Raw genomic sequence first — 17,895 nt, forward strand, 5'->3', positions numbered from 1 at the left:
CTCCCCGGAACTCCGTGATGCGGAAGCGATCTCTCACGGGTGGGGGAAATGGTCGTGTCCGCGACAAGCCACCGTCAATGCTCCGCACCGGGAAACTCTTCCGGTGGGAGAGCGCGGCACGAAAGCGCGGAAGACGGCCCGACAGCCGGGGGGTCCGGAAAGGCTGAGCGGAGCCGTCAGGAGTCCGGGGACCGCAGCACACGCAGATGCCCGCGGCGCGCTACCTCCACCGGGTCCGCCGTCCGGGGGGCCCTGCCGCCCTGCTGCGGCCGCTCCTGCGGCCTGGCGGCCTCGCGCACGGCGTTGGCGAGCGCTTCGAGGTCGTCACCGCTGGGGCGGGTGGGGGCCGAGGGGTCGGAGAGCCGGACGACTTCCCAGCCGCGCGGCGCGGTGAGCCGCTCACCGTGCTCGGCGCAGAGGTCGTAGCAGTGGGGCTCGGCATAGGTGGCGAGCGGGCCGAGGACCGCGGTCGAGTCGGCATAGACGTACGTCAGTGTCGCGACGGCGGGACGGCCGCACGCGGTTCGCGAACAGCGACGTACAGGGCTCACGATGTTGGACGGTACCGCACTCTTGAGCGGGCTGCGACGACTCTCCCTCAGCTCACCCCGTCGTGTCGGCCCTCGAACCAGGCCTGGAGCGGCTCCGGGGCGATCGTTCCGTACCCGACCCTGACCGGAATGTTCATCCGACGACACAACCGGCGGCCCGGCCTGACACGGAACGAGCGGGTCGGGACACCGTGATCGCCCCGGCCCGATGAGCGTTACGCTGCGTCGGTGGACCGTCCTGTACCGCCCCACCCGTCCGAGCCACGGCCCCGTCGCCGCGACCGCCATGGCCGCGGTATGCGCGGACCGGTCGCCCCGCCGCAGGTGCCGCTGTCCGTCAGCAGGGCCGAGAGCTTCCGCGATCTCGTCCAGGATTCGGTGGAGCGGCTGGAGCGGCGCTGGCCGCAACTGACGGACGTGGACTTCCTGGTCCTCGAAGTGCCGGGTTCGCTCGACGAGACCGTGCCGCTCGGGCGCGCGGTGTCCGCCACGAAGGGACAGCCCGCCCAGATCGTCGTCTACCGGCGCCCTGTAGAGATCCGCACCAAGAACCGCGACGAGCGCGCTCTGCTGGTGCACGAGGTCGTGGTGGAGCAGGTCGCGGAGCTGCTCGGCCTCGCGCCCGAGTCGGTCGACCCGCGCTACGGGCAGGACTGACCGACTCCGGGCGCCGGTTCCGGCTCCGGGCGCCGCCCTCAGTCGTCCAGGACCGACAGGTCCTGTTCCGCCTCGGGCACCTCGACCGTGCCCCCGTCGTCCGGCAGCGTCTGCACGGTGAACATGTTGATGCCGTCCTCCGGGACCGTGAGGGTGCGGGCGGCGTACACCTGGCCGCCCGACTCGGGCTCCACCGTCAGGGCGTAACCGCCCTTGAGGCCGGCCGGCGCGTCGGGGGTGACCTCGAGCGTCGTGCCGCCCTTGACCGTGTACGTCTTGACGGCCGCCTTGCCGCCCTCGCTGCCGGCCGATGCCGTGACCTTGACCTTGGCCGTCGCGCCAGGCGCGGCCAGCGAGAGCACCGAGCCCTTCGCCCGGTTGTCGGCGGCGGTCGCCCGCTCGCCCACCGGACCGGTCGCCGGGATGAATGCGACCTCCTGCTTGGCACCGGTACCGCGCACCACGCGCAGTGCGGCCACCACCGGTGTCCCGTCGCCGTCGACGGGGGTCAGCCTGAGCGAGCCGGGCTCCCCCCGGGTGACGTCCTTGAGGTCGACGCTCGCGGTCATCTGCGACTTGATGTGCAGGGTGTCGTTGCCGGCCGGTGAGAACGTCCCGCTCTTCCCCACGAGCTGGACCTTCACATCGGCGTCGTCCTCCCCGGGCGCGAACGCCACCAGCCGTACGGAGGTGGCGTCGGCCGGGATCCCGGGCAGGATCTGGGTGCTCGTCGGATCCGCGGAAGCGGCCAGCCAGTCGCTGCCCACCTCCTCCTCGGCGGCGCTCACGACCGCGCCGACACGGCCCGACCGTGTCGTCACATGGACGGCCACGTTCTCGGCGACCTCGCTGGTCAGGGTCGAGATCAGCATGGGGACGCTCGACCTCGCCGGGACGGTGATGCCCTCCCCGACATCGGACTTGAGGGCGCCTTCGGCGCCGTACAGCTCGATGTCGGCGACCGCGGCGGTGTCGTCGGGGTTGGTGAGGTGGACGTAGTCCTGCCGGGCCTTCCCCGTGCTCGCGCCCGGGAACCAGAAGTCCGTGTCAGGGGCGGTGCAGCTGACGCCGAGCAGGCCGCGGGCGGCGCCGGCGGCGGCCATGGTGGTCTGCTGGGCCGCCCAGCCGGGGGCGAAGGTGTCGGTCGCGGTGCCGATGAGCGCCGGGGCTCCGGTCTTGGAGGTCTCGGCGGTGAACGGCTTACCGAGCTCCTTGAGGGAGACGACGGGCTTGGTGTCTGCCGCCTTCCCCTTCTCCCCCTCCTTCTTCTTGTCCTTGGCGCCCTTGTCCGTGGCGCCCTTGTCCGTGGCGTCGTCCACGGGCAGCGCCTCGGCCGGCTTCAGCTCGGCGGTACCCGCCTTCGGGCTCTCCCCCGCCGGGGTGAACGACGTGTACTTCGTCTCCGCCAGGTCGGAGGTGCTCGGCGCCGGGCAGAGCAGGCTGGAGCGCTCCACGGGAAGCCGGGTTGCGGACTTCGCCTGCGTCGCACCCTCGTCGCCGGGCACGGTGACCGCGGCGAAACCGGTGACGGACGCGAGGGCGACGACGCCCGCGATGAGGGACAGGGGGGTGGACTTCACTCGGACTCGCCTCGCGATGCGTTGCCGTTGCCGTTGCCGTTCGCCCACGGGTCCTGGCCCTGGCCCGGGGTCGTGTTCTCGTCGTGCCCGTCATGCCCGTCGTACGGGGCGGCTTCGCCCGTCCCCTGCGCGTAGGGCTGCTGCTGGGCGTAGCCGTACGGGTCGTAGGCGACCTGCTGCTGGTACGGGTCCTGCTGGTAGGGGTCGGCCTGGTAGTACTGGCCGGGGTCCTGCCCGCCCTGGTACTGGCCGTAGTCGGCGCCCTGGTACTGCTGGGCGTCCCACTCCCCGTAGTTCTGCTGCGGGACTGCCGCGTAGGTGCCGGTGCCGTCCTGGTCCGGAGGGATCGCGGCGTACGTACCCGTACCGTCCTGGTCCACGGGGATCGCCGCGTAGGTGCCGGTGCCGTCCTGATCCACGGGGATCGCCGCGTACGTACCCGTGCCGTCCTGGTCCCCCGCGACCGCCCCGTACGGGTCGGTGTTCTGCTGCGCCGGGATGTACTCCCCCGGCGTCTGCTCGGGCGTCTGCTCCGGGGCCTGCTCCGGGGCGCCCGGAGTCATCGCCTCCGCCTCCGCCTGCGCCGCCGCGCGCAGCCTGCGGGCCCGGCGGCCCTCCCCGGCGACCGGCTCGGCCGCGACGGCCTCGGTCTCCTCGGGCAGATCGTCGTCGATCTCCCGGCGGCGGCCCGGCAGGGCCAGCACCACCAGGACGACGCCGAGCAACACCTGTGCCCAGACCCACGCGGTGTGGGTAACGGGTGCGTCGTGGGTGAGGTCCAGTGTGCCGCCCTCGGCGGGCAGCTCGAAGCCCTGTGCCCAGCCGTCCACGGTCTTCGAGGTCAGTGCCCGGCCGTTCAGCGTGGCCTGCCACCCGGGGTCGGCCGCGTCGGCGATCCGCAGCACCCGGCCCGCCTCGCCCTCGGGGATCTCGGTGTGCGCGTCGACGGCCTGCGAGCCGACGGGTACGGGCTCGCCCGCACCGGAGGGGACGATCGCGATCCGGGAGACCTGGCGGTCGACCCGCCACAGGGCGCTGCCGTCCAGCTGGCTGAGCCTGCTCAGACCCGGGGTCGAGTCGAGCACCCGGCTCATCTCGCGCGGCGCCCCGTCCCGTACGAGGACGTAACGGACCGCGAAGTCGCTGAGCTGGCTGCCCTGGTCGGCGCCCGAGCCCGCGACCAGGTTGGCGACGACCTTGTCGAGGTGGGTGTTGGCGCCGCCGGCCTCGGTGAGCTCGGCATCGCCCAGACGGGCGCCCGAGCCGCGGACCAGGCTGTAGGAGACCGCTGCGGGCGATGTACCCCCGAGCACCAGCGTGCGCGCCTGGTCGCGGGTACTGCTCTCCTCCGCGACGAACGCGGGCACCTGCACGGGGTCCCGGCGCTCCAGCGGACCGGACGCACCGCCGATCATCCAGCCGGCGGCGGCCAGGACCGGGGCGAGCCCCGCGGCCAGGGCGATGAGCGCGGCGACCGGCTGACGCCAGCCGAAGCTCAGTGCGGCGACCCGGACCCGGGCCCCGTCCGCGCCGAGCAGCGCGGCGGTGAGCAGCGCGATGCCGTAGACGAGGGTGGCGGGACCGGCCCAGGTGGAGCCGTTGGAGATCGCCGCGAAGACCAGGGAGACGAGCACGACGGCCCAGGAGGCGCGGATCGCGAACTGCCGCTCCCCGCGCAGCAGGGCGGCCAGCGCCGCAAGCACGATGCCCAGCAGCAGGATGCCGCCCGCTGCCTTCGGACCGCCGGGGCTGATGCCGAGCAGGTCGAGGGCGGACGCCGTGCCCGTGCCCGTGTCGAGCCCGGCCTCCTTCAGGAAGGCCGACGGGCCGGTCAGCAGGGACAGCGACCAAGGGGCGAGGATCAGGATCGGGGTTCCGGCCGTGGCCAGGAAGCGCAGTCCGTACGCGGCGATGTCGTTCCGGCGCAGGACGAGCACCCCGATGCCGAGGACCACCGAGAGCGGCCAGACGACCGGCGTGAAAGCGGTCGTGACGGTGAGCAGCAGGGTGTACGCCCAGGTGGCACGCCAGCTGCCGCGTGCCGTGGACCCGTCGCCCCGCAGCCCGTGGGCGGCGACGGCCGCGCGGGCGATCAGCGGCAGCAGGACGGCCAGGACGGCCGTGCCGAGCCGGCCGGTGGCCAGCGCTCCGGTGGCGGCGGGCAGGAAGGCGTACGCGACGCTCGCCCAGGCCCGCAGGAGCCGGGACTCGATCAGAGGCCTGGAGGCGAAGTACGCCGTGACCCCGGCGAGCGGGACCGAGCAGACCAGCAGCAGGGTGAGCGCGAAGCCGGTGGAGCCGAGGAACAGCGCCGACAGGGCGGCGATCATGCCCAGATAGGGCGGTGCGGACTGGGTTCCGCCGGTTCCGACGGTGTGCCAGCCGTCCGCGTAGCGCCCCCAGAGGTCGGAGACGTCGGCGGGGGCGGGCAGCAGCGCGCCGCCCGCGAGGGCGCCGCCGCTGAGGAGGCTCCGGCAGGCCACCAGCGAGACGACGAGGAGCAGCGCGAAGAGCACGGGGCCCGGCTTGCGGCCGAGCTTCTTCAGCCGTGCGAACTGGTCGATCTCCAGGAAGTCGGCGTCGTCACCGCCGGGTCCCGACTCGACCGCTCCGTGCCGTGAGCCGCCGGAGTCGGAGTCGGTGCGGTTCCCGAAGTTGCCCGCGACCTGTTCGACGGTGGCCCTGACCGTGGCACCGGGCGGCGGGAAGAGCGACCGCAGCTCGGCCGCGTCGACCGCCCCTCCGCGCCGTGCGCGGCGGGCGGCGATGATCCGTCCGGGGCGCAGCAGGGTGCCGAAGAGTCCGGCGACCTCGTCGAGCGCCTGCCCCGGTACCTTGCCGACGAGGTGGGCGAGGGTCCGCAGCAGGGTGCCGACGACGAGGCGGAGCAGGGCCCACGGCAGCTGTTTGCCGCGGGCGTTGGAGAGCATCGTGTAGACGGCGCCGGCCTTGTCGACGCGGTGCGGGCTGGCGACGGAGCGTCCGGCGCAGTCGATGGGGCGGCGTTCCCTGGCCGCGGCCTCGGCGTGCCGCAGGATGGCGTCGGGGGCGATGAGCACCCGGTGGCCCGCCATGTGGGCGCGCCAGCAGAGGTCGACGTCGTCACGCATCAGCGGGAGCCTGCGGTCGAAGCCGCCGAGCTCCTCCCAGACGTCGCGGCGCACCAGCATGCCGGCGGAGGAGACGGAGAGCACCGTACGGACCTGGTCGTGCTGGCCCTGGTCCTGTTCGCGGCGGTCGAGGCCGGTCCAGCGGCGTCCGCTGTTGGCGATGGAGACGCCGACCTCGAGGAGCTGCTTGCGGTCGTACCAGCCGCGCAGCTTGGGCCCGACGATCGCGGCGTGCTTGTCGTTGTCGACGACACGGAGCATCTCGGCGAGCGCGTCCGGCTCGGGGGCGCTGTCGTCGTGCAGCAGCCAGAGCCACTGGACGGGTTCGCCGTGCGGAAGGTCCGGCATGTCATAGGCGTCGTCGCGCCAGCTGCGGGTGACGGGGTCCCAGCCGCTGGGGCGCTTCAGATAGGGCAGGTCGTCGGGGGTGAGGACGCCGGCCGTGCGGGTCGCCTCCTCGACGGCTGTACCGAAGCTCGTACGCCGTGCCAGGTGGAGGACGCGCTCGCCGCCGAGCGCCTCGGTGACCAGGCGGGCGGAGTCGTCGGCGCTGCCGGTGTCGGCGGCGACGACGTTCTGTACGGGGCGTTCCTGCCCGAGCAGTCCGCCGAGCACATGGGGCAGCCAGCGTGCGCCGTCGTGCGAGACGAGCACGGCGGTGACGACATGCCGGGGGAACTCTGGGGCGGCGGCGGCCGCGTTCGGCGCCGCCGAGTGGCTGTGCACGGACATCGGGGTACGGGCCCTCCGGCCGGGTCCGGAGGGGTTTCCCCCCGGGGGCTGCATCGGTGTACATGCGCGCCGCGGCGGGGCGTTGGCGCGTCTCTCGGACGGGGCCCCACACTAACGGTACGGATGTCCGCCCCGCGCCGAGCGGTTGACGGGCGGACCGCGGGACGGCCGGACATGCCGATGGCCTGGGGGCCGCACCCTGCGTGCAGGGTGCGGCCCCCAGGCCATCGGGGTCGTGGCAGCCGGGTGCGCGGCGTCAGATGGCCGCCTTCTTCAGGCGTCGCCGCTCGCGCTCGGAGAGACCGCCCCAGATCCCGAAGCGCTCGTCGTTGTTGAGGGCGTACTCAAGGCATTCGGAGCGGACCTCGCAGGCGAGACAGACCTTCTTGGCCTCGCGGGTGGAGCCGCCCTTCTCAGGAAAGAAGGACTCGGGGTCGGTCTGGGCGCACAGTGCGCGCTCCTGCCAGCCGAGCTCTTCGTCCGCGTCCTCGACCAGCAGTTGCTGGAACAGCTCGGTCATGTGCGCCCCTCGTCTGTCTCTTGCGTCCCCGTGATGCGGCCGTTACCGGTGCGGCCGAACGACACGAGTGAAATTACAAGTGTGTAGCTTCGGGCCAGTCAAGCGAAGATCTGCTATTGGCCTCGGTATTCACTCTCCGGAACCAAGCGTATGCGTTAAGTGTCCAAATCACCAAAAACCTGACATATGCCATCGGCGTCATCCAGCTTCACTTCTCACCGGATGAGACGAGCGAGGCCGGCCCGATGTTTCGATTCGATCACTGAAGCGACCAAGATCACAGTAGGATCACGGGCCCTCGACCGCGTTTGCGGACACGGTTGATGCGCCACCTTGCCCCTGCATTGGGCGCCAAAACCTTTCTCCACCCGCCACAACTGGATAGGGTGAAACATTGCCGCCAAATCGGGCATTGGGTTGACAGGGAACGGACCCAGCCGGTCTCCTTGACTTCATGCACGCGACCGCAGCCACGTACACGACCCACACCCGTGGGTTCCGTAGTGCTGTCCAGGCTCGCTGTTGCTGTTCCAGCTGTCACAGCTGTTGAAGCCGTAGCGCTCCAGCTCTGATCCAGCTTCGTCTTGTTTCATCGCACTCCGGTCTCCGCGCTCCGCACGCGCATCCACATGCCGAGGAACCACCGCACCCATGAACAGCGACAGCGACCTTTCGATCGCCGGCGACATCCTCGAGGTCCAGCACCTCCTCCAGCCGGCCGGTCCCCATCCCTCCACCGTGGCCGGGTTCGCCGGACTCGCCCGCTCCATCGCCGCCGACCGTGCCCGGTGGGCCCCGCTCGTCCGGTACGACACCACGACGCGCTGGTACCACCGGCTGCAGAGCGCTCCTGGCTACGAGGTGTGGCTGCTGAGCTGGGTCCCGGGCCAGGGCAGCGGCCGGCATGACCACGGCCTGTCCTCCGGTGTACTCACGGTCCTGGGCGGCAAGTTGACGGAGCACACGTCGCGCGGGGCGCTGACCCTGGACGCGGGCGCGCAGCGTGTCTTCGCCCCGGGATACGTCCACGAGGTCGTCAACGACTCGCTGGAACCCGCCGTCAGCCTGCACATCTACTTCCCGGGCCTGACCGACATGCCGATGCGTTCGGCGCAGTGCGCTCCGGCCTCCGAGGATGTCGTACCCGCCTGACGCTCTGCCACCAGCAGCCGTACGGCCTGATCCGCTCTCCGTCGCGCACCAGGTCGTTACGCGCCTGCCACACTGGTCGGCATGCGCATTGTGGTTCTGGCCGGCGGTATCGGTGGTGCTCGTTTCCTGCGTGGCCTCAAACAGGCCGCGCCCGACGCGGACATCACGGTGATCGGCAACACCGGCGACGACATCCATCTGTTCGGGCTGAAGGTCTGCCCGGACCTCGACACCGTGATGTACACCCTGGGCGGTGGCATCGACGAGGAGCAGGGCTGGGGGCGTACGGACGAGAGCTTCCGGGTCAAGGACGAGCTCGCGGAGTACGGGGTGGGGCCCGAGTGGTTCGGCCTCGGCGACCGTGACTTCGCGACCCATATCGTCCGTACGCAGATGCTCGGCGCGGGCTATCCGCTGAGCGCGGTCACCGAGGCCCTCTGTGCACGGTGGAAGCCGGGCGTCCGGCTGATCCCCATGTCCGACGACCGTATCGAGACGCATGTCGCCGTGGACGTCGACGGCGAGAGCAAGGCCATCCACTTCCAGGAGTACTGGGTGAAGCTGCGCGCCTCCCTGCCCGCGCAGGCCGTGGTGCCCGTGGGCGCGGAGCAGGCCAAGCCGGCGCCGGGCGTTCTGGAGGCCATCGCCGAGGCCGACGTCATCGTCTTCCCGCCGTCGAACCCGGTCGTGTCGGTCGGCACCATCCTCGCCGTGCCCGGCATCCGGGAGGCCATCGCCGAGGCCGGGGTCCCCGTCGTGGGGCTCTCCCCCATCGTCGGGGACGCACCCGTGCGGGGCATGGCCGACAAGGTGCTGGCCGCCGTCGGCGTCGAGTCCAGCGCCGCGGCCGTCGCTCAGCACTACGGTTCGGGTCTGCTCGACGGCTGGCTCGTCGACAGCGTGGACGAGGCGGTCGTCGACGAGGTCGAGGCCGCGGGGATCCGCTGCCGCGCCATCCCGCTGATGATGACGGACGTGGACGCCACCGCCGAGATGGCCCGCCAGGCCCTGGCGCTTGCCGAGGAGGTGCGGGCATGAGCGGAGCACACGCCGACGCCGACGCCGCCCCCTCGTACCGGGTGTGGGCCCTGCCCGGGATGCCCGAGGTGCGCGAGGGCGACGACCTCGCGAAGCTGATCGCCGCGACGGAGCCTGGCCTGGTGGACGGCGATGTCCTGCTGGTCACCTCGAAGATCGTCTCCAAGGCGGAGGGCCGGATCGTCGAGGCCACGGACCGGGAGGCGGCGATCGACGCCGAGACCGTCCGGGTGGTCGCACGGCGCGGGACGCTCAGGATCGTGGAGAACCGGCAGGGGCTCGTCATGGCCGCTGCCGGGGTCGACGCCTCGAACACCCCGGCGGGGACGGTCCTGCTGCTGCCCGAGGACCCGGACGCGTCGGCCCGGCTGATCCGGGACGGACTGCGCGACACGCTCGGGGTAGATGTCGGGGTCGTCGTCACGGACACCTTCGGCCGCCCGTGGCGCAGCGGTCTGACGGACGTGGCGATCGGGGCCGCGGGGGTCAGGGTCCTGGACGACCTCCGGGGCGGTACCGACGGACACGGCAATCCGCTGAGCGCCACCGTCGTGGCCACGGCCGACGAGCTGGCCTCGGCCGGTGATCTGGTGAAGGGCAAGGCGTCCGGGCTTCCGGTCGCCGTGGTGCGCGGACTCCCCCATGTGGTGGCGGACATGGCCGAGGACGGGGACGCGGGCGCCCGGGCGATGGTGCGGGTCGCGGCCGACGACATGTTCCGGCTGGGTACGTCCGAGGCGGTGCGGGAAGCGCTGAACCTCCGGCGCACGGTGCGGGAGTTCACGGACGAGCCGGTCGACCCGGGCGCCGTACGGCGTGCGGTGGCGGCGGCCGTGACGGCCCCGGCGCCCCACCACACCACACCCTGGCGCTTCGTCCTGCTGGAGTCCGCCGAATCGCGTCACCGGCTGCTGGACGCCATGCGGGACGCGTGGATCGCGGATCTGCGCCGGGACGGGCGGAGCGAGGAGTCGGTCGCCAAGCGGGTGCGGCGGGGTGACGTCCTGCGGAACGCGCCGTATCTGGCGGTGCCGTGCCTGGTGATGGACGGCTCCCACACCTACGGGGACGAGCGCAGGGACACCGCGGAGCGCGAGATGTTCGTGGTCGCGGCCGGTGCGGGCGTGCAGAACTTCCTGGTGGCGCTCGCGGGTGAGCGGCTCGGCTCGGCATGGGTCTCGTCGACGATGTTCTGCCGGTCCGTGGTGCGTGAGGTGCTGGACCTGCCGGACTCCTGGGATCCGCTGGGCGCGGTGGCCGTGGGGCATCCGAAGGGAACGCCGCCGCCGCGTGCCGCCCGGGACGCGGGGGCCTTCATCCAGGTCCGCTGAGCGGCCGCCGGGGCCTGCCCGGGGTCACAGCCGGGCGATGTCGCGCGGCGTCATCCGGGGGGCCCGGCGGGCCGGGGTGTGGCCCGAGAGCATGATCAGGCGGGTCGCGCGGTGGCGCTGGCCCTCGTACGGGGCGAGGAGCTCCAGCATCTCCTCGTCGTCGGCGTTCCTGTTGCCCGCGAGCGCGTGGCCGACGATGCCCGGCAGATGGAGGTCGCCGACCGTCACCGCGTCCGCGGCGCCGTTCGAACGCTGCAGGGTCTCCGCCGCGGTCCAGGGGCCGATGCCCGGGATCAGCCGCAGCCGGGCCGTCGCCTCGGGCAGCTCCATGGCGGCCGCCTCCTCCATGCGCCGGGCCACCCGGACCGCGCGCAGGATCGTGGCGGAGCGTTTGCCGTCGACGCCCGCGCGGTGCCACTCCCAGGACGGGATCAGCGACCAGGTCCTGGCGTCCGGCATGACGTACAGGCCGTACGTGCCGAACGTCACGTCGCAAGGTCCGGGCGCGGGGGTGCCGTAGGTGCGGAGCAGCAGCCGCCAGGCGCGGTACGCCTCGTCGGTGGTGACCTTCTGTTCCAGGATCGACGGGATCAGGGACTCCATGACCAGCCCGGTGCGCAGCAGCCGCAGACCGGGCCTGCGGTGCTGGGTCAGGGCGATCAGCCGGTGGCGCGGGCGGAAGTCGTCCGGGGTGTCGTCCGCGCCGAGCAGCGCCGGAAGCCGGTCCAGGAGCCACTGTGCGCCCGGCCCCCAGGCTGCCCCCGCGATCCGTCCGCCGGGGGCAGCCGAGACGCGCAGGGTGCCGGGCCCGGCCGGGGTGCGGGTCGCCCTCCAGAAGGTCCCGTCGGGCAGCGCCCGGTAGGCGGGGTCCGCCGGGCCGCGCCGCAGCGGGCTCAGGACCAGCCGCAGGTCGAGCGGTCCCGGCGGTGTCCAGGTCCTGGTCAGCGCGGGGGCGGACGCGTGGCCCTCGCCGGAGTCCGGCTCCTGCCGGGGCACGGCGGTGGTGCGGGGTACGAAGCGTCCTGCCACGGGTGAGGTCCTCGGTCGTCGGGGTGCCTGTCGAGGGTAAGTCACAGGTGGGCGAGCACGGCGGGTTCACGGGTGGGCGAGCACGGTCTCGTTCACTGGTCGGACGAGAAGCGGACCGAGGCGTCCGGGAGGACGGCGCCGCACCAGACACGGATGCCGTCACGCAGTTCGTTGTCGGCGCCGACCTGGGCGCCGTCGCCGATCACCGCACCGCTGAGCACCGAGCGGCCACCGATCCGGGCGCCGGCTCCGACCAGTGAGTCGGTGATCACCGCGCCCGGTTCCACGACGGCGCCCTCCAGCACGGTGGAGCCCGCGATCCTGGCACCCTCGCCGATCAGCGCGCCCTCGCCGATGACCGTACCGCCGGTGAGCTTGGCGTCGGCGGCGACGGACGCGGTGGGCAGGACGAGCCGGTCGCCGCAGCGGCCGGGGACGGCGGGCGACGGGGCGCGGCCGAGGACCAGGTCGGCGGAGCCGCGCACGAAGGCCTGCGGGGTGCCGAGGTCCAGCCAGTACGTGGAGTCCACCATGCCCTGGAGATGGGCGCCCGCGGCCAGCAGACCGGGGAAGGTCTCGCGCTCCACCGAGACCGGCCGGCCGGCCGGAACGGTGTCGATGACCGACCGGCGGAAGATGTACGCCCCCGCGTTGATCTGGTCGGTGACTATCTCCTCGGGGGTCTGCGGCTTCTCCAGGAAGGCCGTCACCCTGCCCGTGGCGTCCGTCGGCACGAGACCGAAGGCGCGCGGGTCCTCCACCCTGGTGAGGTGCAGGGAGACGTCCGCCCCCGAGGTGGCGTGCGCCGTGACCAGGGCCCGGATGTCGAGGCCGGTGAGGATGTCCCCGTTGAACACGATGACGGGTTCGTCCGGGCCCGAGGCCAGGCGCGACGCCACATTACGGATGGCTCCGCCGGTACCGAGGGGTTCGTCCTCGGTGACGTACTCGATGGAGAGGCCGAACGACGAACCGTCACCGAAATACGGTTCGAACACCTCCGCGAGGTAGGACGTCGCGAGCACGATGTGCTCCACCCCGGCCGCCCTCGCACGCGCCAACTGGTGCGTCAGGAAAGGCACCCCCGCCGCCGGGACCATCGGCTTGGGGGTGTGCACCGTGAGCGGGCGCAGCCGGGTGCCCTTGCCACCGACCAGGAGGATCGCTTCTTTTGCCTCTGTCACAGCACCGTCTCTGCTTCCTGCTGGGGCCGGGCCTCGTTTCGGCTGGCCAGTGTATGCAGACCGTTCGGAGCCTCCCGGTCAGCGGCCCTGCAGCTTCGCCGAACTGGTCCGGGCCGTGCCGAGCTTGTTGTAAAGACGGATTCCAGGGCATTCGGTTGCGAACCCGTCGCGGTGCCCCGAGATGACGTTGAGCTTGGCCTTGGCACCCTTCTTGTACTTGCCGCTGCCGCCGGAGACGAGCGTGACCTTCCCCTTGGGGTTGCGGCCGAACAGCCCGAGCTTCCAGGCGGTGAGCTTGGCGATGGCGGTGACCGCCGCCGCGGGCGGGTTCGTCGAGCTGTACGTCCCGAGTACCGCGATTCCCATGGTGTTCGTGTTGAAACCGAGGGTGTGGGCGCCGAGGACCGCCTTCGTCACGCCTCCGGCGCGTCCTTCGTAGATGTTTCCGCACTTGTCGACCGCGAAGTTGTAGCCGATGTCGCGCCAGCCGCTGCTCTTGACGTGGTAGCGGTAGATACTGCGCAGGACGGAGGGCGCCTGGGCGCAGGTGTAGTTGTTGCCGGTGGCGCTGTGGTGGATGAATGCGGCCTTGACGGTCGAGGTGTAGGAGAAGGCCCTCTCGCGCAGGCTCTCGTCGGCGCCCCAGCCCTTACGGGTGACGATGCCGGGGCGCGGCCCCACGTACGGCTTGGCACCCGCTCCGACGACCGCCTGCTCCTCCGACTCGGCCTTGCTCAGGGCGGGGATCTCGGTGGCACCGGGCGGGGCGAGGTCGGCGTTGACCGCGGCGCTCTCGGCCGCCGCCACGGTGAGGCCCGCCGACTCCGGAAGCGCGCCGGGCTGGGCGGCCGTGGCAGGCGTGGCCGTGCCCCCCGCAGGGGTGGCGACGGCGGGGGTGCCGGTCGCCTGCCCGCCGGTGGCCTGGGTTCCGTCGACGCGCGGCTGCTCGGTGGCGTCGGCCGGGTCGTCGCCCGGGTCGACGAGTTCCACCTGGAGGCCCGCGGGGAGGGGCGCGGTGTCGGTGGCGCCGCCGCGCGGCTCGCCGTCCTCGGACCGTACGCGGACCTCGACGCCGTCCGAGTCGCCGACCCAGAGGGGGGCGGTGGAGCCGCGCACCGTGCCCGATTCGCGTTCGGGGGTGCCCGCGTCGGCGGCGTGGTCGGTGTTGTGGGTCTCCAGGGACTGCCAGCCGGACCACTTGGTGGTGCCGGTCGCGCGGGTGCGGACCTGGACGGTGCCGTGCAGTTCGGCGTCGGCGTCGTCCCAGACCACGCCGACGAGCGAGAAGCGGTGCGAGTCCTTCCGCAGCACCCCTTGCGCCGGATCCGTGGATTCGGTGGATTTACCGGTGGCCCTCGGGGCCGCTTCGGTGAGCGGACGCAGGGGCAGCGACTGGGTCGAACCCGAGGGTTCGGCGGGAGCGGCCCCGGCCGCCTGCGCGACCGGGGTCCTGGCGGGGGCGGCGGGTGCGGGCGCGGCGAGCGGGAGGACGAGTGCCGTCGCGCAGGAGACGCCGATCGAGGTTGCAAGAAGTGCACGCATACAGGAAATCCTTGACAGAGTCCGGCATTCCCGGCGACTGGAGCGGAGCCACCGTCAGCTGACACCCCGTCTGCCGAACCGGTGTACGGGGCACACGCCACGCCCTGCCGGGCCGGCGCCGCCCGCGTACCCTTGCCCGGATGAACGCCAGCGACCGCACCCCTGCCGACCTGCTGCGATCCGCGCTCGCCGCGGACCCCGCCCGCCCCCTCGTCACTTTCTACGACGACGCAACCGGAGAGCGCGTCGAACTGTCGGTGGCCACCTTCGCCAATTGGGTGGCCAAGACCGCCAATCTGCTCCAGGGCGACCTGGCCGCCGAGCCGGGCGACCGGCTCGCGCTGCTGCTCCCCGCCCACTGGCAGTCGGCCGTCTGGCTGCTCGCCTGCTCGTCGGTGGGAGTCGTCGCCGAGGTGGGGGGCGACCCGGCCTCGGCCGATCTGGTCGTCAGCGGACCGGACACGCTCGACCTGGCGCGCGCGTGCCGCGGTGAGCGGATCGCGCTGGCGCTGCGCCCGCTGGGCGGCCGGTTCCCGCAGGCCCCCGAGGGGTTCGCGGACTACGCGGTGGAGGTGCCGGGCCAGGGCGACCGCTTCGCTCCGTACGCCCCGGTGGACCCGGCGGCCCCCGCGCTGACGGTGGGCGGCGTGGGCCTGACGGCGGACCAGCTGGTCGCACGGGCCCGCGAGGACGCGGCTGAGCTGGGACTCGGCCCGGGATCCAGGCTCCTGACGGGCCGTACGTACGACACCTGGGAGGGGCTGTCCGCCGGGCTCTTCGCTCCGCTGGCCTCGGGGGGCTCGGTGGTCCTGTGCCGTCACCTGGACCGGCTGGACGAGAGCGGGCTCGCCAAGCGCGTCGAAAGCGAGCGGATCACCGCCACTGCGGTATGACAAGCGCTCCTGACGCCACCCGTCCGGCCCACGGCGGGCCGAGCCCCCGGGACTGAGCACCGGCGGCAGTACATGATCGGCGATACGGAACACCGCCGAGAACGCTGTCCGGATGCACAACCAAGCGTGAGGTTCAGCCGTCTACCCCTGCGACCGGCGGCCCATCGCGCCGCCGAACGTGAAGGATGGACGCAGACGTGAGCGACAGCCCCGGCACCCCGTCCGAGCCGGACCGCCCGGACCGCCCGGACCACTCGGCCGATGGCGGGCCGGCTGACGGGTCGCGGGACGCCCCCGGGACGGACCCGGAGCAGGACGCCACGTCCGGCTCCGCCCCGAAGGACGACACGTCCGGCACGGACCCGGAGGGCGGCACCTGGAGCGAGCGGCCCCCGCGCGACCCGCAGGGCGGCCGGCGCCACTGGCTCCGCTGGACCGCTCTCGCCACCTCCCTCCTCGTGCTGGTCGCCGCCGGGGTCGGCTGGTGGCTGTACCGGAAGCTCGACGACAACATCACGACCGACACCAGCGCGGCCGAGGAGCTCAAGGCCTACGAGAAGGAACGCCCGCGGCCGATCGCGCGGGACGCCCAGAACATCCTGCTCATCGGCTCCGACACCCGCTCCGGCGACAACAGCGCCTACGGACGTGACGACGGCGGCAGCCAGCGCTCGGACACCACGATCCTGCTGCACCTCGCGGCAGACCGTAGGAGCGCGACGGCGGTGTCGCTCCCGCGGGACCTGATGTCCGAGATCCCCAGCTGCCACACCGCGGACGGCAAGGCCGCAAAGAAGCAGTTCGCCCAGTTCAACTGGGCCTTCGAGCTCGGCGGCACGGCCTGCACGATCCGTACGGTCGAGAAGATGACGGGCATCCGCGTGGACCACCACATGGTCATCGACTTCAACGGCTTCAAGGACATGGTCGACGCCGTGGACGGCGTGGACGTCTGCCTCAAGGAGCCGGTCGACGACGACGACGCGCACCTCAAGCTCCCCGCGGGCCGCCAGAAGCTCGACGGCGAGGAGGCACTCGGCTATGTCCGGGCCCGTAAGTCGATCGGCAACGGCAGCGACACCGAGCGCATGGACCGTCAGCAGAAGTTCCTGGGGGCCCTGGTCAACAAGATGCAGAGCAACGGCGTGCTGCTGAACCCGACGCGGCTCTACCCGGTGCTGGACGCGGCGACGAAGTCGCTCACCACGGATCCCGACCTCGACTCCCTGAGGGACCTGTACGACCTGGTGCGCGGGATGCGGAACGTCCCGACGGAGAAGGTGCAGTTCCTGACCGTGCCCCGCAAGGCGTACCACGCCGACGCGAACCGCGACGAGCTCGTGCAGCCGGACGCGAACCGGCTGTTCGAGCAGCTGCGCGAGGACGAGGCCGTCACCGTGGCCCCCGCCGAAGAAATCAAATCCGGGGATTCACAGACAGATCACAGCTCGGGGACGGACCCGTCCGGTGATACGGGCGCGAGCCCGACCCCCGCCCCCACGTATTCCGGGTCGAATGCGGCGGACGACCTGTGCGACTCGTAAAGCAATTCCCAAGACCTGCAAGGTAATCGGAGCAGAATAGGAGGAATGCCCGGTTGTAAAGAGCGTGGAATGTGTCACGCGCGCCACCTCTGGCCGATTCGGCCGGATAGTGTGACGCGATCCGGTACTCGCGGCCTCGGACCGCACGGCCGGAGCGGACAACCGAGCGCCCTGCCGGGAGGCGGCGTCTCGTGTGGCACCGACGGAGGATTCAGGAAACCGTGGACGAGCACAGCCATGGGCGGGCGGACGGAAACGATCCCGCCGACCAGTGGGTGCTCAACCCGCGGACCGGCAATTACGAATTGCGACCGAACCACTCCGGAACAGAGTCGCCCCGCCCTTCCCGTACCCCGAATCGGTCCGGCGGCCGGGCCGAACGGGATGAATCCCGGGGACGTCCCGCCGGCAGAACTCCGGGCCCGATACCCGCCCGGCGAAGCCGCGAGCAGCGCTCGTCCCGGCGCAGGAAGGCCCTGCTGTGGACCGGCGGGGTCACGGCCTTCGTGATCGTCGCCGGATCGGCCGGGGCCTACGCGCTCTACCAGAAGTTCAACGGCAACCTCAGCACCGTCGATGTCGGTGACGCGGGCAGCAAGGACGTCGCGTCCGACGGCCCGCTCAACGTCCTGGTCATCGGCACGGACAAGCGGACCGGCAAGGGCAACGAGGGCTACGGCGACAAGGGCAGCACGGGCCACGCCGACACCAACATCCTCTTCCACGTCTCCGCCGACCGCACCAACGCGACAGCGATGAGCATCCCCCGGGACCTGATGACGGACGTCCCCGACTGCACCACCAAGCAGGCGGACGGCTCGCAGAAGGTCATACCCGGCTCGCAGAACGTGCGCTTCAACGTCAGCCTCGGCCAGGAGGGGCGCGACCCCGGCTGCACGATGCGCACGGTAAAGAAGATCACGGGCCTGTCGGTCGACCACTTCATGATGGTCGACTTCAACGCGGTCAAGACACTCTCCACGGCCGTCGGCGGCGTCACGGTCTGCCTGGACAAGGCGGTCGAGGACCCGG

14 protein-coding genes are annotated in these 17,895 nt (G+C 72.0%); 7 read left to right on the top strand and 7 right to left on the bottom strand.

The genetic code is table 11. The features are described from left to right. Positions 1-176: 176 nt before the first annotated feature. Positions 177-551 (bottom strand): DUF3499 domain-containing protein, encoded by a 375-nt coding sequence (locus AB0C75_RS35120; RefSeq protein ID WP_362896471.1) that lies wholly within the window; start codon positions 549-551, stop codon positions 177-179. Between the two features lie 228 nt (positions 552-779). Between AB0C75_RS35120 and AB0C75_RS35125 the strand changes: the two genes are divergently transcribed. After that, positions 780-1,208 carry a metallopeptidase family protein gene (locus tag AB0C75_RS35125; RefSeq protein ID WP_362896473.1) on the top strand — a complete coding sequence of 143 codons (429 nt, stop codon included), beginning with the start codon at positions 780-782 and terminating at the stop codon, positions 1,206-1,208. A 38-nt stretch (positions 1,209-1,246) separates the two neighbouring features. On the opposite strand, the gene AB0C75_RS35130 is transcribed toward AB0C75_RS35125, so the two are convergent. From AB0C75_RS35130 to AB0C75_RS35140, 3 genes are all read right to left on the bottom strand, one after another. Further along, positions 1,247-2,788: a DUF5719 family protein gene (locus AB0C75_RS35130; protein WP_362896475.1), complete on the bottom strand. Its 1,542-nt coding sequence runs from the start codon at positions 2,786-2,788 to the stop codon at positions 1,247-1,249. Next, complete coding sequence (locus AB0C75_RS35135) at positions 2,785-6,630, bottom strand: glycosyltransferase (protein WP_362896477.1); 3,846 nt, start codon at positions 6,628-6,630, stop codon at positions 2,785-2,787. The genes AB0C75_RS35130 and AB0C75_RS35135 overlap by 4 nt, the downstream gene beginning before the upstream one ends. Positions 6,631-6,886: 256 nt before the next feature. Further along, on the bottom strand, positions 6,887-7,150 hold the full coding sequence (locus AB0C75_RS35140; protein WP_031093859.1) for a WhiB family transcriptional regulator: 264 nt from the start codon (positions 7,148-7,150) through the stop codon (positions 6,887-6,889). Positions 7,151-7,801: 651 nt separating this feature from the next. Between AB0C75_RS35140 and AB0C75_RS35145 the strand changes: the two genes are divergently transcribed. The 3 genes from AB0C75_RS35145 to AB0C75_RS35155 all read left to right on the top strand — a co-directional run bounded on the left by AB0C75_RS35145 (position 7,802) and on the right by AB0C75_RS35155 (position 10,671). Then, positions 7,802-8,302 carry a cysteine dioxygenase family protein gene (locus AB0C75_RS35145; RefSeq protein WP_362896479.1) on the top strand — a complete coding sequence of 167 codons (501 nt, stop codon included), beginning with the start codon at positions 7,802-7,804 and terminating at the stop codon, positions 8,300-8,302. A gap of 81 nt (positions 8,303-8,383) precedes the next feature. After that, entirely contained in the window at positions 8,384-9,340 is a 957-nt protein-coding gene (gene cofD / locus AB0C75_RS35150; protein ID WP_362896481.1) for a 2-phospho-L-lactate transferase, read from the top strand. Beyond that, on the top strand, positions 9,337-10,671 hold the full coding sequence (locus AB0C75_RS35155; RefSeq protein WP_362896483.1) for a coenzyme F420-0:L-glutamate ligase: 1,335 nt from the start codon (positions 9,337-9,339) through the stop codon (positions 10,669-10,671). The genes cofD and AB0C75_RS35155 overlap by 4 nt, the downstream gene beginning before the upstream one ends. A 24-nt stretch (positions 10,672-10,695) precedes the next feature. On the opposite strand, the gene AB0C75_RS35160 is transcribed toward AB0C75_RS35155, so the two are convergent. The 3 genes from AB0C75_RS35160 to AB0C75_RS35170 all read right to left on the bottom strand — a co-directional run bounded on the left by AB0C75_RS35160 (position 10,696) and on the right by AB0C75_RS35170 (position 14,426). Continuing rightward, the gene (locus AB0C75_RS35160; RefSeq protein WP_362896497.1) at positions 10,696-11,667 is read right to left on the bottom strand and encodes a DNA-3-methyladenine glycosylase 2 family protein; all 972 of its coding nucleotides are present in this window, start codon (positions 11,665-11,667) and stop codon (positions 10,696-10,698) included. 125 nt (positions 11,668-11,792) lie between these two features. Continuing rightward, positions 11,793-12,884 carry an NDP-sugar synthase gene (locus AB0C75_RS35165; protein WP_362896485.1) on the bottom strand — a complete coding sequence of 364 codons (1,092 nt, stop codon included), beginning with the start codon at positions 12,882-12,884 and terminating at the stop codon, positions 11,793-11,795. A 78-nt stretch (positions 12,885-12,962) separates the two neighbouring features. After that, positions 12,963-14,426 carry an N-acetylmuramoyl-L-alanine amidase gene (locus tag AB0C75_RS35170; RefSeq protein ID WP_362896487.1) on the bottom strand — a complete coding sequence of 488 codons (1,464 nt, stop codon included), beginning with the start codon at positions 14,424-14,426 and terminating at the stop codon, positions 12,963-12,965. Positions 14,427-14,566: 140 nt separating this feature from the next. Here AB0C75_RS35170 and AB0C75_RS35175 point away from each other — a divergent pair, with 140 nt between their 5' ends. From AB0C75_RS35175 to AB0C75_RS35185, 3 genes are all read left to right on the top strand, one after another. Further along, complete coding sequence (locus tag AB0C75_RS35175; RefSeq protein ID WP_362896489.1) at positions 14,567-15,319, top strand: TIGR03089 family protein; 753 nt, start codon at positions 14,567-14,569, stop codon at positions 15,317-15,319. A gap of 185 nt (positions 15,320-15,504) precedes the next feature. After that, on the top strand, positions 15,505-16,863 hold the full coding sequence (locus AB0C75_RS35180) for an LCP family protein (protein WP_362896491.1): 1,359 nt from the start codon (positions 15,505-15,507) through the stop codon (positions 16,861-16,863). Between the two features lie 221 nt (positions 16,864-17,084). Further along, positions 17,085-17,895, top strand: an 811-nt coding sequence (locus AB0C75_RS35185; RefSeq protein ID WP_362896493.1) for an LCP family protein, incomplete at its 3' end; no start/stop codon positions are given.

Origin of the sequence: Streptomyces sp. NPDC048565 (genome assembly GCF_040650935.1) — a bacterium.
Lineage (GTDB): Bacteria > Actinomycetota > Actinomycetes > Streptomycetales > Streptomycetaceae > Streptomyces.

Coding starts and splice junctions, on each gene's coding strand:
- AB0C75_RS35135 (WP_362896477.1), bottom strand. CDS start 6,630: ATGTCCGTGCACAGCCACTCGGCGGCGCCGAACGCGGCCGCCGCCGCC.
- AB0C75_RS35140 (WP_031093859.1), bottom strand. CDS start 7,150: ATGACCGAGCTGTTCCAGCAACTGCTGGTCGAGGACGCGGACGAAGAG.
- AB0C75_RS35145 (WP_362896479.1), top strand. CDS start 7,802: ATGAACAGCGACAGCGACCTTTCGATCGCCGGCGACATCCTCGAGGTC.
- cofD (WP_362896481.1), top strand. CDS start 8,384: ATGCGCATTGTGGTTCTGGCCGGCGGTATCGGTGGTGCTCGTTTCCTG.
- AB0C75_RS35155 (WP_362896483.1), top strand. CDS start 9,337: ATGAGCGGAGCACACGCCGACGCCGACGCCGCCCCCTCGTACCGGGTG.
- AB0C75_RS35170 (WP_362896487.1), bottom strand. CDS start 14,426: ATGCGTGCACTTCTTGCAACCTCGATCGGCGTCTCCTGCGCGACGGCA.
- AB0C75_RS35175 (WP_362896489.1), top strand. CDS start 14,567: ATGAACGCCAGCGACCGCACCCCTGCCGACCTGCTGCGATCCGCGCTC.
- AB0C75_RS35180 (WP_362896491.1), top strand. CDS start 15,505: ATGGACGCAGACGTGAGCGACAGCCCCGGCACCCCGTCCGAGCCGGAC.